Genomic DNA, 15,141 nt, shown 5'->3' with positions numbered 1-15,141 from the left:
AATGTTAAGTATTTGTACTTCATTGTATAGTCAGAACTTGAAAGATTTGCAACGCAAGGTAAATACCCTTGTGTTGCAAGGTAGGTATCAACTTGCTCTTGATGAAATAGAGAAAGAGTGTGGAAATATAGATATAGTGCAAAATAATAATCAAGATTTATTTGGGATTGCTTATTATAAAGCTTATTGCCATGTTGCACTTTCTGATTATGATGTAGCTGATACTTTCATTTCTAAATTATCTAATCAGATTATTTCTTGGGAACCATCAAAACAACGAAACGAAAATTTGGCTTCATTGGATTATTTAAAAGGAGACTTATATCAATGCATGAATAATTTTAATGGAGCAAATCAATTGCTAATGTCGTCTAAGTCTTACTTTGACTACGAAAGTCGTTTTGATGATGTGTATGTTAACGTCTTGTTCTCATTGGCTGGTGTCAAACTGGCTTTAGGTCAGAAACTTAAGGCTAAGCTCTATATAGATGAAGCAAATGATATTCTTTCAAAAACTTCAAAAAGTTCATCTTTGGGTGCTTACAGTATTACGTTGGCAAATTTGTATGAAGAGATTGGTAAAAGAGAAAACGCAATATCTCTATTGGAACGTGAATTACAGAATTTAACGCCGAATGTTCCTCAAAGTGCTATTTTGCAAATCAAGATAGAGCTTGCCTATTTTTACACTTTAGATGGAAAATATCAACAGGCCTATGATTTATTATCTGATATTGAATATGGGGATAATCTTTGGCTGTATGAATTGAAGGCTTCTCTTTCGTATTTATTGAACAAAGGAAACGTTTCTCAATATATACAGGATTATAACAATAAGATGATGAGGCAATCTTATTCATTGGCAAGTCATTTTGCGGATATTGAATTTGAGGACTATTGGGCTTCACTTTCTTCTGTTTCATTGTCGGTAAATGGAATATTGGTAAATTCTTTTTTTCAAGGAAACAAAGGAACTATAGATAACAAAGGGATTATAGATACTTACAACTATTTGTTGTTTTTGAAAAATTTTGTACTTGTCAATAAACTGGCCATTTCTGAGAGGATAAAGAATGATACAGAAGCAGCTGCTTTATCTTCTCAGGCATCAGGTTTGTATCAAGAATTGAATGATCCTCACCTTTCTAAAGATAGTGTCGGAGGTATAAAAAATCAGTTAAGATTGTTGGACAAGAAAATGAAATCTCTTGTTTCAAATAGTCTTTCCGGTTTTAGTACAGTATCTTTTCCTACTTTTGTCTCTTTAAAGCAAAATTTGAGGGAAGATGAGGTGATGTTGGATTTTTTTCCATATTATGAGTTCATCTCTTACGACACATATCATGTATACTATGCGGTATCTATTACAACAAAAGAGTCTCAGGTTCCTAAATTCTTGAAGTTATGTCGTTTAGAACAAATAGACGAGTTATTACGCAATAGTAAGCTGTATGATGCTAAGAATCTTGTTTTCTATTCAGAAATTTGGAAAAAGATAGAACGGTATATCTCAAAGAAAAAGAAGATATTGATATCTCCGACCTTGAATTTGAATAAAGTGAACTTTGGAGCAATTTCTTGTGGAGCAAAGAGATTAGGTGATGTTTATCAATTGGCTTCAATTTCAACTTTAAACAGTTTATTTCAAAGGGATTGCGTTAAAGATAGTGCAAAGAAAAGTATTGCTCTTTTTGGTGGTATAGACTATGATGCTTCTATTTCTGTCAATAAAAAGAATGTTCAGGACACTTCGAAAACAAAGTTGGACCGAAGCGGTTTTGATTATTTACCAGAAACTCTTAATGAGGTCACTGATATATCTGATCTGCTTGGCGGTGTCATGAATACGACAGTTTATTCGGGGCAAAAAGCTACAGAGTCTCAATTTAAGCTTCTGTCAAGACATTCACCAAGTGTGATACATATTTCAACGCATGGATTTTATTTAAAAGGTAAAGGCTTGAAAGCTCCTTTTTTCAAGAATTTGTCGCTGAGTTCTAAAATTACGTATAAAATGTCTAAATGTGGTTTGTTGTTTTCTGGAGCAAACAATGCCTGGAATGGTATTTACGCTCAAGATGTTGAAGAAGATTGCATATTGACAGCGGCTGAAGTTGAAAAAATGGATTTATCCAATACGGAACTTGTGGTTCTCTCTGCTTGTGACACAGGCTTGGGAGATTGTGAATCTATAGATGGAGTATATGGTTTAAGTAGGGCATTTAAAATTGCGGGTGCTCATACTATAGTCATGACGTTGTGGAAGGTTAATGATCTTGTAACAAAAGAATTTATGTGTGAATTTTATGGTCAGATTAAGGAAGGATTGGAATATCATGAAGCTTTCCGAATAGCTCAAAAAAGGTTGAGACTCAAATATCAAGATCCTCTTTTATGGGCACCATTCGTAATTATAGATTAGTTCCAGTATCATATAGGAAGTATACGTCCATGATGATTTTCATGGGCGTATACTATTGTTAAGTGATGCTTTACCATTCATGCAAAGCTTTTAATCTGATGGTGTATCATTCCATACTTTTCAACAGCTTATTGATACGGGTAGCCATCTGTGGCTGTTCTTTCTTCAGAATGATGAGCACATCCTTGGCATTGTCTTTCTGGTCATCCTTGATATATGCCAGAGCAAGATACCATCCAATGGTTGCTGAATTTTGAGCACAGTCAACGTCTGTGAGGCGTTTGTCATATAAAGCTTGGAGTTCAGCGATAACCTTTGTCATGTCGCGGTCTTTCTTGATCGTTGTTGCTATGGAATCAAGTTTGCTGAGCATGGCTTCATCGCCTTCTCCTCGTTCAGTTAGAGCACCTCCCATGCTGATGTTTTCAGCTACAATGCTATTACGCTGCTGGTAGCCATATTCTGTAAAGCGGAGATAGCCTCCGAATCCCATGTAGATGAGCAAAGATGCAGCAATTGCCATAAACTCTTTGAGACTTATGATTCTTGCACGCTGTGAAGAGGCTTTTACCGCAGAATTTAGCTGTTCTGTGAAGGCTTTCTCTTCTTTCTGTCGCTTCTCTTTCATCGATTTTGCCATGAGTGAGGTAGCCAAGGCACGTTCTTTCAAGCTTGAATCATAGTTAAGATCATCTTTGAACTCTGCTTCTTCTTCCGGTGTCATGTTGTCTCGGATGAAGCGTTCGATTCGGTCATCCTGATCTATGGCAACAGATTCGTTCAGCTGCTCTATGAATGCCTTCTCTTCTTTCTGGCGCTTTTCTCTCATACATTTAGCCATGATGGCTGTAGCGAAAGCTCTTTCTCGCAAACCAGGGTCATTGGCCAGGTTTGTCTTGAAAGCTTCTTCCTCTTCTGGCGTCATCTTGTTTCTGATGAACTTGTCTATCAGTTCGTCTTGCAAGATAGCTTCTTGTATATTGTCCTGCTCCATGATGCTACTTCTTTAAAATTTTGAATACTTCTGGAAATAAGGATTCAAGTTTATCCTTGAACTTCTTGACACAGCGCGATTTGGTTGTCTTTACAGAATTGGCATTGCTGAAATTATATTTCTCTGCTACTGCTGTCAGATTCTCCATGTTATCCCAGTATATGCCATGGAAGATTTTTTTGCAGTTGTCAGGAAGTTGGGTGATGATCTCTTTCACGGCTTCTTCCATCTTGCTCAATTCAATTTCACCTTCGTGTCCATCGATGGCGGCTGACATCAAATAGGACAGCTTGTCCATGTTAACGCTACCATCTTCGTTTTCCTGGATCATAGAACTCATAGAGACTTCTCTGGCTGTCTTATCCACCACGATTTTACCATTTTCATCTTTGTGCTTGGATTTTGGAATCGTCATCTGTCTCTTCCTGATCATGTTCATGGCAGTGTAGTTGCAGATTCCGAAAAAATAGCTTTCAAAGTTTCCACTTTTGCTGGCCAACTCTTCCAGATAGTTGTTTTCTACGTGCATGAGTTTTTCCCACACTCTTGTACATGACTCATAGAAGACATCATCAATGTCTTCTTTAGTTAGAGTATGCTCAAACTTCGAAGCTAGAGCTTTGATTACTTTGGGTCTTAGCTCGATTGCGATTCTGATAAGTTCTGTATTGTCTGATGGTACGTTCATATTTAAAAACTTTTTTCGATTACTAAATTCTGATTCATAGGCCATAGTCCTTCTTTTGTGATTTCCTTGTTGAGTTGGTTGATAACCGTACTTGCGTTGGTTGAAAGTCCAAACTTCTTAATCACTTGTGCCATATGGAAGGATAGGGGACCGTAGATCTTATTGTTTGCCTTGATTTCTCGATTCAACTGATAGGGACGGCATGCTTCAAAGAAAACGACATGAGAGATCTGTCTTGTCTTTTGAACTTTATAGTAGTTGGCCGTCTCCAGTTTCTTGGGTTTGAAATATTTGCCTCTAGTATAGGTGAATCCCTGCATAGTTCCTCTGGAAGGGCATTCATCTTCATCGTCGTCCAGACCTTTGGAAGCCGTACCGGCATGGCATGCGTCGAGAACAGCATAGACTACTCCCTTTGGTCCTATTTTAGTTCTGAGTCTGGTAATCAACGGGGCAAGGTCATCATCCAGGATATGTTTATGGCCTTCATAAACACCCTTTTTATACACCTTTCTAGCATCTACAGGAATGATAGCTTCGTCCCATCCATCAGCTTCATCTCCATTGATGTCCTCAACCGGTTGTCCATGGCCGGAGAAATGAAAATAGACGATGTCTCCTTTTTGGGATGTTGCGATTAGTTTATTGATACCCTCTATGATGTTCTTATGGGTAGCTTTTTCATCTGTGAGAGTTGTTACCTTAAATCCCTTAGCTTTCAGAATAGGTGCGAGCAACTTTACATCATTAGCTCCATTGATATTGTTCCACTGATAACCTGTCAGGGCTGTGTCATATTTGGATATGCCCACTAGTAGTGCTCTTTTTTCTTGGGCTTGAAGCCTGAAGAAAAAAGAGCAAACTAGAAGTATGATGAATATTTTCTTACTCATATTGTTTCTTGTTTTGTTTCCAAATTCAAATTTTGGACAAAAGTACAAAAAAATATCGTAAAGGTGAAATTAATTCATATAAAAAATACAGATGCTGGGGAAAAACGGTCTTTACTTTGCTTCAAGGCAAAAGGTTGCCCGAAAGGTCACGGTTGCCGTTGAGCGTGTTTTCACGCTCTATATGATGTAAGATGTCATCAGAGAGAAGATGACCATATATATGAATACTAGTATAATCCATACGAGTTTTTTTTATTCAGTTACATGCCAGTTACATGTCAGTTACATGCACCAAGCACTGTTTTAAAGGGCTTTTGCTCTGTTTAAGGGCTGTTTCGAGTCGCCCAGTTACATGCCAGTTACATGAGTTATGCCCAATACGGGATGTAATTATGTCGGTTATTACCCTCGGCGTTTTCTTCTTTTATCATCTTTGCTTCCAAGGCATCCTTTATGATTCTGGAAGCCATCGGGTAGTTCTTGTCTTCAATGCCCAAGCGACCTCGGAGAGATTGGTTGTTCATCTTCTCGTTTGAAACATACCTGAGGCAAGCGTGTTGATAGCAGGCCATCACTCTTTCAGACTTATCCAAATCGGCAAACTTACGGTAGGTGAATACAGTAGCTTCCGTTCGGGTTTCTTGAAGTTGGATGCGGATAGGAGGTAACTGGTATAATTCTACATAGAAGATTGTCTTATCCAAACCGCTTCCCTTCTCTTCACAGATACCTATGCGGCGCATGATGTCGGCAAGAGAGTCGTTTCGGGATTGATACTCATCGATGAAACGCTCTACGCTGATAAGCGGTTGCCCAGGATTGGAGAACGCAATGCGGTCGGAGTATATTTCAATCATAGGAAATCCCTGTTCTGCAAAATCCTGGTGGATAATCATATTTGCAGTTAGCTCACGTATCGCAATCTCTGGGTACATACGCGTATCTTTTCTTAGAGCTTGACCGATTTCTTCGTTGGCAGGAAGTTGGCTGTTTATCCAGGCAATCATTTCCTCGAAGCTAATGGCATAACCTTTGTCGAATGATTTTTCGCGAATTGTTTCAATCTTTCCCTTACCTTTATAGACAATGACCCTAACCATTTTTCTTTTCAAGCCATCGAAGTCGGAAAGGTGTTTGGCAAACAGAATTGCGCCAAGTTCGGTAATTCCATATCCGATTTCATCTTTGGTAATCAGGTTCTCTGACAGGAATCGATCTAAGATACCATTGATATCTTGTGGAAGTGGCAAGTTCATCATGTCAAAGTACACTTCTGCACTGAGAAAAGAAAACACATCCTGTCCTGACAAGCCCTTTTTCAAGACTATCTTTTCCAATGGCTTCTGACCACCTTTCCATATCTTGGCTTCTTTAGCCGGAAAGTCTTTCAACTTTCGGGTAATGGTACCCACTCTGATATAAGACTCATGCAGGAAACTTACAGGGCGGTTTGTTGTAGCTGGTATTTTGAAGATGCAGACATGCCCGTTGGCTTCATAATCAAAATCATCGATTATTTCGAAGTCAATACGGGGATTCAGACGGGTTGATAACCAGGATTCCAGTTCTTCGTTGCCAACCATTTTCTGTTTACCATATAAGTCTGTGCCAATTACGTCATGGCTTTCGTCATCAATGCCAAATACTATGTAACCAAACGGCATATTGCTCAAATAGGCACTGTTTGACAGGGCAGAGATTCTTTCGCCAATCTCTTCCTTAGAATGAAAATTATGTTTGAACTCTAACCACTCCGTCTCTTTTGGCTTGGCGGTCAGAGCATCTATCAGTCTTTTGAAATCAATATACTCCATTATGAATAAAATGTTTATTTTGATACAAAGATAATATTTTTCTTTGAAAGTAGGGCATATCTTTGGGAGGAAAATGTATTTTCTTAGTGATTTTTTCAGTTTTGGGCGAAAAACTCTATGTATGGGGATAAACTAAAGTGGTGTGTGTAATCGCAAGAAATAGTGTGAAAGTATGTAAAATGAAGCCTTGCTTTTGCCAACCGATTCAATTTAGTTTGGAATTATGTTGGCAAAATGTTGGCAATTTCTAGAAACAAAAAATCCTAACTGCTTATTATCAAGCAGTTAGGGTTTTCTTGGGTGCGCCTGATAGGACTCGAACCTACACGGCCTGAACCACTAGATCCTAAGTCTAGCGCGTCTACCAATTTCGCCACAAGCGCATTCGTGAGTGCAAAGGTACAACAAAAAAATGAATAAAAAGAAGAAATGAGCAGAAAAAAGCGGTTTTGTTCGTTTTTTACAAGAAATAATGGTACTTTTGCAGGCAAACTAAAAATAATCATGATGAAAAAAATGAATTTGTTATTGATGGCAATAATGCTGAGCGCTGCTGCCTTCGCTGGTAATGGAAAGACTTCTACCACGCTTCCTGTCGAGGGAGAGGTGGTGAAGGCATCTCATCCCATGATTCAATACATGGGACGTGTGAGCTTCGGGAAGAATCCGGATGTGGCTAGCTTCAATTTCCCAGGTACTACCATTGAGGCAAACTTCCAGGGGGCTTCCTTGAAGATGATGTGCCGTCCGATGACGGGATATTTCATGGCACAAGTTGATGGCAGTGAACCTTTTAAGGTAGGATTCAATGCAGAACGTGATTCGGTGGTTACGCTGGCTACAGCCTTGCCAAAGGGCGTGCATCATGTGAAGGTGATGTATGTGATAGAGGGATTGTTCCGCAACCCAGAGTTCCGTGGATTCGTGTTGGATAAGGGTTGTAAACTCGTTGAGGCTCCAGCTTTGTCTGAGCGAAAGATAGAGTTCATCGGTAATTCTATCACTTGCGGATATGGTGTAGAGAGCATCGAGATGAGCGATCCTTTTGAGGATGAGACGGAGAACCATTGGCTGACTTATGCCAATATCGTAAGCGATAGCCTGAAGGCGCAGCATACTTCGATCTCCCGCAGTGGTATCGGTGTATATCGCAACTATGATGGTCCTAAGACAGGTTCTGCAGAGAATATGCCTTGGCAGTATGAATATACCTTATTTAATAAGCATGATGAGAAATGGGATTTTGCCAAGTATCAGCCACAACTGGTTTGCATCAACCTAGGTACCAATGACCTTTCTACGGATAATTATGATATTCAGATTTATGAGAAGAATTACCGCATGTTCCTTACTACCGTGAGAAGTAAATATCCTGATGCCAAGATTGTGCTCCTGACAGGACCTATGCTCGGGAAGAAGGAGAGTAGCGAGCAGAGAGCTGCCCTTGACAGAATCTGCGCAGATGCCAACAAGAGCGGTTTCACTTTGGTGAATCAGACGGTAGTGGATAAAAAAGGCAAGATAAAGAAGGCGAAGAAGCTGGGGGATAAGGAGATTTATCGCTTTGACTTCACTTTTCAGAAAGGCGACTTGGGATATGGTGCCAGCTGGCATCCTAGCAAGTTGCAGCATCAAAAGATGGCAAAGGAATTGTTGCCATTCCTAAAGAATTTGATGAACTGGTAAGAAGGAAAATAACAGATAAAATTAAGTAGTAACAATGAACGCAAAGAATCTATTATTGTGGGCATCTCTTGCTTTTGCGATGCCTATGACGGCCCAGACTCCTCAGGAGGATTTTAAGAGAGACATTACGCTCTCAGGTAGTAACTATGTGGCTTATCGCGGACCTCAGAAGCAGTTGACTCCTGCTCCTAAAGGATACAAACCTTTCTATCTGAGCCACTATGGCCGTCATGGCTCCCGATTCATGATTGGCAAAAAGGCGTATGATGTGCCTTATTTCTCTCTGTTGAAGGCGAAGCAGGAGGGTAAATTGACCGCCAAAGGTGAGGAGACATTAGCAAAGGTGAAGATGATTCGTGAAGAGGCGAAGGGACGCGATGGCGAGTTGACTCCACTTGGTGCTTTGCAGCATCAGGGTATTACCCGAAGAATGATGGAGCGATTCCCTGAGATTTTTGCCGGTAATGCGAATATTGAGGCTCGAAGCACATTGGTTATCCGATGCATCCTTTCTATGGAGAACGGTTTACATCAGATGCTTCGCATGAATCCGAAACTCCATATCTTCCATGATGCCAGCGACCACGACATGTATTACATGAATCAGGGCGATAGATATCTGGATAGCTTGAAGCATAGTGTGGGAAGAAGAGTGGTAAGAGAGGATTTTGCCCGAAAGCATGCCTGCTATAGCCGAGTGATGCAGGAACTTTTCAACGACCCTGTTTGGGTGAAGCAGAATATCGACCAAAGTGATCTTAACTGGCGTCTCTATGAGATGGCAAGCTCTATTCAGGGTACAGAGTTGAGAGGTAAGGTATCTCTCTATGATCTCTTTACAGAGGAGGAGCTTTATCAGAATTGGTTGCAGAGCAATTTAGGATGGCAGGTATCTTATGGCAATTCGCCTTATACGGGCAATGTTCAGCCATTCTCTCAGCGTAATCTTCTCATGGATATCATCGAGAAGGCTGATAGCTGTATTGCTCTTCAGCATCCGGGTGCAACCTTGAGATATGGTCATGATACGATGGTCACTCCGCTCACTTGTCTTCTGAACCTGAACGGATATGGCGAGGAGATCAAGGATCCGGAGAAGGTGGCTACCCAGTGGTTTGATTATAAGATTACTCCGATGGCTACTAACCTTCAGTTTGTGTTCTATCGCAACAAGGCGAACGATGTGCTGGTGAAGGTTTTGCTTTGCGAGGATGAGGCAACACTTCCTATCAAGAGCGATATAGCACCTTATTATCACTGGAGTGATTTCAAGGCTTATTGCCTGGGGAAGCTGCAGGAATATAAGAAGTAAAAGGCGCTTTCTTTGCTGCAGCGTATATATCATATATAAAGAAAAAAAGGGGAACTTAAGGCAATTGATGCTTTAAGCTCCCTTTTTTTATACATCGAAATCCTTTACGGGAATTTTTTTGAGTCTCTATTGCTTTGATAACCAATCTTTGTCTTTTTTTTCTTCTTCGAAATCCTTTTCGGAGAAGAGGTTGGTTTGACCAGTTAACTCATCAATAACCTGCTGTTCGCTTTTGCCAGCATCAGGGTCGAGATTTTCTTCTGAGACTTCTGAAGAGGAAGATGCATTAGAGTCATCATTCGATGAATCATCATCGGCTGGTGATGGCTCCGGGAATCTTGTCGGCTCCAGTTCTTCTATGCTCTCCAGCTTGAATGTCGTCAGGCGCTTACCCTTTGCCTTGAAGCTCTTCTGGGCGATGAATTGCTCGGCATCGATTTCCTCGGCAGGACGAATGGCGTCTACACCGCCATAGGTGACCTTGATACGAGGGAATGGGGTATCGGTGAGGAGGATGAGCTTGCAGTTAGGGTTCTCACCCATGAAATTCTGATGGCGCTTGGTGGCATCCATCGTAAATCGCTTGATGTATGGATAACCCTGATTGTCGGCATCATAGAGGATGGCTGTCCATATCTTGTGCTCATCCCATTTCTCCAATCTCAGGATGTTGTCCTCGTAATGGTTATTCACATCGAAGTTGGTGATGTAGAATTCGCCATTGTCTAATGCTACAAGGATTGAGTCATCATCGTTGAATTCTCCCAGGAATCTGCCGTTCTCATCATAATTGATGCGGTTTACATCAGGGTCGAACCATACCTTCCTTCCTCCCAGGGTGCTGTGTCCGTGGCTCTTCAATCCGATGCGGCGGATGGTGCGCTTGGTGAGCAGGTTGCCCTTGGCAGCACGTCCCTTGATGAGGATTTCAGAGAAATCTTTCTCCAGGAAGATGCTTTGGCGTTTCTTGCTCAGATCCGGTTCCATCGTTACCTTGATGATTTCTGCTTCGCCATTTGGATTGGCGGTGAAGTAGATAATGCGGCTTCCCGGAGTTCCCTGCGTGATGTCGTAGAGCTTGTCGCGCGTCATAGCGGTTACGTTGAATCGCTTGATGAAGTAGTCGCCCTGCTTGCCATCACGATATACGCAGTTGTAGATGGTTCGCTTGTCGTTCTTCTTGAACACCTGAACGTGGAGGATGTTTTTGCCCACGAATATCTTGTCGGCAACCTTGGTTACCTTGAATTTTCCATCCTTGTAGAAGATGATGATGTCGTCGAGGTCAGAGCAGTTGCATACGAATTCATCCTTCTTCAATCCTGTACCAACGAAGCCTTCCTGTCGGTTGATGTAGAGCTTCTGGTTGGCTTCCACCACCTTGGTTACCTCTATGGTATCGAAGTTTCTGATTTCGGTTCTTCTTGGATGCATCTTTCCGTACTTGCCCTTGAGATATTCAAACCAGTTGATGGTAACATCGGTCATGTGGGCGAGGTCGTTTTCGATTTCTGCCAATTCTGCCTTGATTTTCATCAGGAGTTCATCAGCCTTATCCTTGTTGTATTTCAGGATGCGCTGCATTTTGATTTCCAGGAGTTTGAGGATGTCTTCCCTTGTGATGTCACGGTGGAAGGAGTATTCCACATTTCCCTTGCCATCAACCTCTGCAGTGAAGATCTGGTCCTTGAAAGGCTCCAGTTTTGAATCGATGAATGCCACTACCTCATCCTGACTCTTGCTCTGCTCGAATTTGCGCTCCTTGTAGATGCGTTCCTCGATGAAGATGCGTTCAAGCGAAGAGAAGAAGAGCTGCTCTTCCAGCTCACCCTTACGTATCATCAATTCGCGGCGGAGCAATCCCATTGTGCGGTCAACGCTATGTCTGAGTACATCGCTCACGGTGAGGAACTTTGGTTTGTTGTCCTCTATGACGCAGCAGTTGGGCGAAATGTTGATTTCGCAATCGCTGAAGGCATAGAGTGCATCCATCGTCTTATCCGAAGAAGTACCAGGAGTAAGATGTACGAGGATTTCTACATTCGCCGATGTGACGTCTTCTATCTTACGAGCCTTGATTTTTCCCTTTTCTACTGCCTTGGTAATGCTTTCGATGAGGCTTACCGTGGTTTTGCTGTATGGTATCTCGCTGATGACGAGCGTCTTGTTGTCGAGTTTGTCAATCTTGGCTCTTACCTTCAGAACACCACCTCTCTGCCCATCGTTGTATTTGCTTACGTCGATGGCACCACCAGTAGGGAAATCGGGGTAGATACTGAAAGGTTCTCCCTTGAGATAGTGGATGGCTGCATCGCAAAGGTCGTTGAAGTTATGCGGCAATACCTTGCTGCTCAATCCCACGGCGATACCCTCTGCACCTTGTGCCAAAAGCAGTGGAAATTTGGCTGGCAGGGTGATAGGTTCTTTGTTTCTTCCGTCGTAGGAGAGTTGCCAATCGGTAGTTTTAGGGTTGAATACTACATCCAGGGCGAATTTAGAGAGTCGTGCCTCGATGTATCGGGGAGCGGCTGCACGGTCGCCCGTGAGGATATTGCCCCAGTTACCCTGTGTGTCGATGAGCAGGTCTTTCTGTCCCATTTGTACGAGGGCATCTCCGATAGATGCATCTCCGTGAGGGTGGAACTGCATCGTATGTCCCACGATGTTAGCCACCTTGTTGTATCTTCCGTCATCCATGCGCTTCATGGAGTGGAGGATGCGTCGCTGTACGGGTTTCAATCCGTCTTCGATATGAGGTACGGCTCGCTCCAGGATCACATACGATGCATAGTCGAGGAACCAGTTCTGATACATTCCGCTGAGGTGATGTACGGCAGAAGCATCAAAACGGTTCACCGGTTTGTAATCGGAGTGTTCTTGAGGCGTATTTTCCTCATTTATCTCGTTTTTATCTTTAATTTCGTCGCTCATATGTAGCTTTTAATACTTATTTTATTAATTTATGGCAAAAATACAACTTTTTTTCGAGAAAAAAGAGTATCTTTGCCGAAAATTTGAAAAAAATAAGATTTAATCATGGCACAGGAAGATGTTTTTAAGAAAATTGTAAGCCATTGCAAGGAATATGGCTTCGTGTTCCCAAGTAGTGAAATTTATGATGGCTTGGCTGCCGTTTATGACTATGGTCAGAATGGTGTTGAGCTCAAGAACAATATCAAGCAGTACTGGTGGCAGAGTATGGTGTTGTTGCACGAGAACATTGTTGGTCTCGATGCAGCTATCTTCATGCACCCTACAGTATGGAAGGCATCTGGACACGTAGATGCTTTCAACGACCCATTGATTGATAACCGCGATTCAAAGAAGCGTTATCGTGCCGATGTGCTCATCGAGGATCACATGGCTAAGTATGAGGAGAAGATTGCCAAGGAGATTGCCAAGGCTCAGAAGCGTTTCGGCGATAGCTTTGATGAGGCTCAGTTCCGTGCAACTAATCCTCGCGTTCTGGAGAACCAGAAGAAGTTTGATGATCTCCATGCCCGCTATACTGAGGCTATGCAGGGTCCTAACCTGGAGATGCTGAAGCAGATTATCGAGGACGAGGGTATCGTTTGCCCTATCAGCGGTACCAAGAACTGGACAGACGTTCGCCAGTTCAACCTGATGTTCTCTACCCAGATGGGTGCTGCCAGCGATGCTACAAGCAAGGTATATCTCCGTCCTGAGACTGCTCAGGGTATCTTCGTAGATTACTTGAGCGTTCAGAAGACCGGTCGTATGAAGTTGCCATTCGGTATCTGCCAGATTGGTAAGGCTTTCCGTAACGAGGTTGTTGCCCGTCAGTTCGTATTCCGTATGCGTGAGTTCGAGCAGATGGAGATGCAGTTCTTCTGCCAGCCTGGTACTGAGATGAAGTGGTTTGAGTATTGGAAGAAGGTTCGTCTGGCTTGGCATGAGGCACTGGGCATGGGTAACGAGAACTACCGTTATCATGATCACGAGAAGCTGGCTCACTATGCTAATGCTGCTACCGACATCGAGTTCAAGATGCCATTCGGCTTCAAGGAAGTGGAGGGTATCCACAGCCGTACCAATTTCGACCTTTCTCAGCACGAGAAGTACAGCGGCCGCTCTATCAAGTACTTCGATCCAGAGAAGAACGAGAGCTATGTGCCTTACGATGTAGAGACATCTATCGGTGTAGACCGTATGTTCCTCAGCGTAATGTGCCACTCTTACTGCGAGGAGAAACTGGAGAATGGCGAGACACGTGTTGTTTTGCGTTTGCCAGAGGCTTTGGCACCTGTTAAGTGTGCTGTGTTCCCATTGGATAAGAAGTATGGTTTGCCAGAGTTGGCACATGAGATTGTTGACGAGTTGAAGTTCCACTTCAACACTCACTATGGCGATCCTAAGGATTCCATCGGTAAGCGTTATCGCCGTCAGGATGCCATCGGTACTCCATTCTGTATTACCGTTGACCACGAGACTCCAAATGATCATAAGGTAACTCTCCGTTATCGTGATACCATGGAGCAGGAGCGTGTTGCAATCTCTGATCTCCGCAGCATCATCGAGGAACGCGTAAGTATTACTAGCGTATTAAAGAAACTTGGTAATGAAATTAAGAATTTCTAAATATCTCTTCTTGCTCATGATGGCAGTATTCGCACTGTCATCATGTAGCGAGGATGACAACACCGTAGATGAGTATGCAAACTGGCAGGAGCGTAACGAGAAGGCTTTTGCCGATACTTTGGCGTATGCCCGTCAGCAGATAGCCAACGGCAGCGATGAATGGAAGGTGATACTCAACTGGTCGTTGCAAAACCAGACGCCTAACAAGGATGCCAACGGTAATACAGTTTCTCTTACTTACAAGGATGTTGATTATATCGTTGTTCATGTTCTGGATAAGGGCAAGGGTAGCGGCTGTCCGATGTATACCGATTCGGTGAAGGTGAGCTATCGTGGTAGAATGCTGGGTACAGATACTTATCCTGCTGGTTATGTATTTGATAAGACCTTTGATGGCACATACGATAAGACGACTGCTCAGGTTGCAACTTATGCGGTAAATAGCCTTGTGGATGGTTTTACCACTGCATTGCTCAATATGCATATAGGCGACCGCTGGATGGTTTACATGCCATATCAGTTGGCTTATGGCACAACCCAGAGTTCGAGTAGCACAATTCCTGCCTATTCAATGCTTCGCTTTGAGATAGTATTGGACAGCTACTACCGCATTGGTCAGGTAGTACCTGGTTCGAGAGCAGTAGAAGCAGGCAAGAAGCAGGGTACTTGGATTACTGAGTAAGGATTTCATAAATTACACCTTATTTATATATAGGGCTCATATCTATTATAT

At 42.5% G+C, this 15,141-nt stretch carries 10 protein-coding genes and 1 tRNA gene; 5 read left to right on the top strand and 6 right to left on the bottom strand.

Annotated features, from left to right (window positions below; genetic code table 11):
- The first annotated feature begins 37 nt into the window (after window positions 1-37).
- Window positions 38-2,422 (top strand): CHAT domain-containing protein, encoded by a 2,385-nt coding sequence (locus tag ACQRBJ_RS10885; RefSeq protein WP_445303624.1) that lies wholly within the window; start codon window positions 38-40, stop codon window positions 2,420-2,422.
- 106 nt (window positions 2,423-2,528) lie between these two features.
- On the opposite strand, the gene ACQRBJ_RS10880 is transcribed toward ACQRBJ_RS10885, so the two are convergent.
- The 5 genes from ACQRBJ_RS10880 to ACQRBJ_RS10860 all read right to left on the bottom strand — a co-directional run bounded on the left by ACQRBJ_RS10880 (window position 2,529) and on the right by ACQRBJ_RS10860 (window position 7,194).
- Window positions 2,529-3,416 (bottom strand): hypothetical protein, encoded by an 888-nt coding sequence (locus ACQRBJ_RS10880; RefSeq protein ID WP_445303623.1) that lies wholly within the window; start codon window positions 3,414-3,416, stop codon window positions 2,529-2,531.
- Between the two features lie 4 nt (window positions 3,417-3,420).
- The gene (locus ACQRBJ_RS10875) at window positions 3,421-4,104 is read right to left on the bottom strand and encodes an RNA polymerase sigma factor (protein ID WP_445303622.1); all 684 of its coding nucleotides are present in this window, start codon (window positions 4,102-4,104) and stop codon (window positions 3,421-3,423) included.
- Window positions 4,105-4,106: 2 nt separating this feature from the next.
- A complete protein-coding gene (locus tag ACQRBJ_RS10870) occupies window positions 4,107-4,997 on the bottom strand; it encodes a caspase family protein (protein ID WP_445303621.1) in 891 nt (296 codons plus the stop codon).
- A 368-nt stretch (window positions 4,998-5,365) separates the two neighbouring features.
- Window positions 5,366-6,811, bottom strand: a complete 1,446-nt coding sequence (locus tag ACQRBJ_RS10865; protein ID WP_445303620.1) for an RNA-binding domain-containing protein — start codon at window positions 6,809-6,811, stop codon at window positions 5,366-5,368.
- 301 nt (window positions 6,812-7,112) lie between these two features.
- Window positions 7,113-7,194 (bottom strand) — tRNA-Leu (locus ACQRBJ_RS10860).
- Window positions 7,195-7,327: 133 nt separating this feature from the next.
- Here ACQRBJ_RS10860 and ACQRBJ_RS10855 point away from each other — a divergent pair.
- Complete coding sequence (locus ACQRBJ_RS10855; RefSeq protein WP_445303619.1) at window positions 7,328-8,497, top strand: SGNH/GDSL hydrolase family protein; 1,170 nt, start codon at window positions 7,328-7,330, stop codon at window positions 8,495-8,497.
- A 34-nt stretch (window positions 8,498-8,531) separates the two neighbouring features.
- Window positions 8,532-9,809, top strand: a complete 1,278-nt coding sequence (locus ACQRBJ_RS10850; protein WP_441934015.1) for a histidine-type phosphatase — start codon at window positions 8,532-8,534, stop codon at window positions 9,807-9,809.
- Between the two features lie 126 nt (window positions 9,810-9,935).
- Here ACQRBJ_RS10850 and ACQRBJ_RS10845 read toward each other — a convergent pair whose 3' ends face one another.
- A complete protein-coding gene (locus ACQRBJ_RS10845) occupies window positions 9,936-12,740 on the bottom strand; it encodes a DNA gyrase/topoisomerase IV subunit A (protein WP_441935581.1) in 2,805 nt (934 codons plus the stop codon).
- A gap of 105 nt (window positions 12,741-12,845) precedes the next feature.
- Here ACQRBJ_RS10845 and ACQRBJ_RS10840 point away from each other — a divergent pair, with 105 nt between their 5' ends.
- Together ACQRBJ_RS10840 and ACQRBJ_RS10835 are read left to right on the top strand one after the other, a co-directional pair.
- Window positions 12,846-14,408 carry a glycine--tRNA ligase gene (locus ACQRBJ_RS10840; RefSeq protein WP_294970953.1) on the top strand — a complete coding sequence of 521 codons (1,563 nt, stop codon included), beginning with the start codon at window positions 12,846-12,848 and terminating at the stop codon, window positions 14,406-14,408.
- The gene (locus ACQRBJ_RS10835) at window positions 14,389-15,090 is read left to right on the top strand and encodes an FKBP-type peptidyl-prolyl cis-trans isomerase (protein WP_294970955.1); all 702 of its coding nucleotides are present in this window, start codon (window positions 14,389-14,391) and stop codon (window positions 15,088-15,090) included. Before ACQRBJ_RS10840 ends, ACQRBJ_RS10835 begins: the two co-directional genes overlap by 20 nt.
- Window positions 15,091-15,141 lie beyond the last annotated feature (51 nt).

The organism is Prevotella sp. SGI.167 (assembly GCF_050313615.1).
Lineage (GTDB): Bacteria > Bacteroidota > Bacteroidia > Bacteroidales > Bacteroidaceae > Prevotella.
Note: the sequence above shows the minus strand (reverse complement) of the source record. Positions and strands in the feature narration are given on the sequence as shown.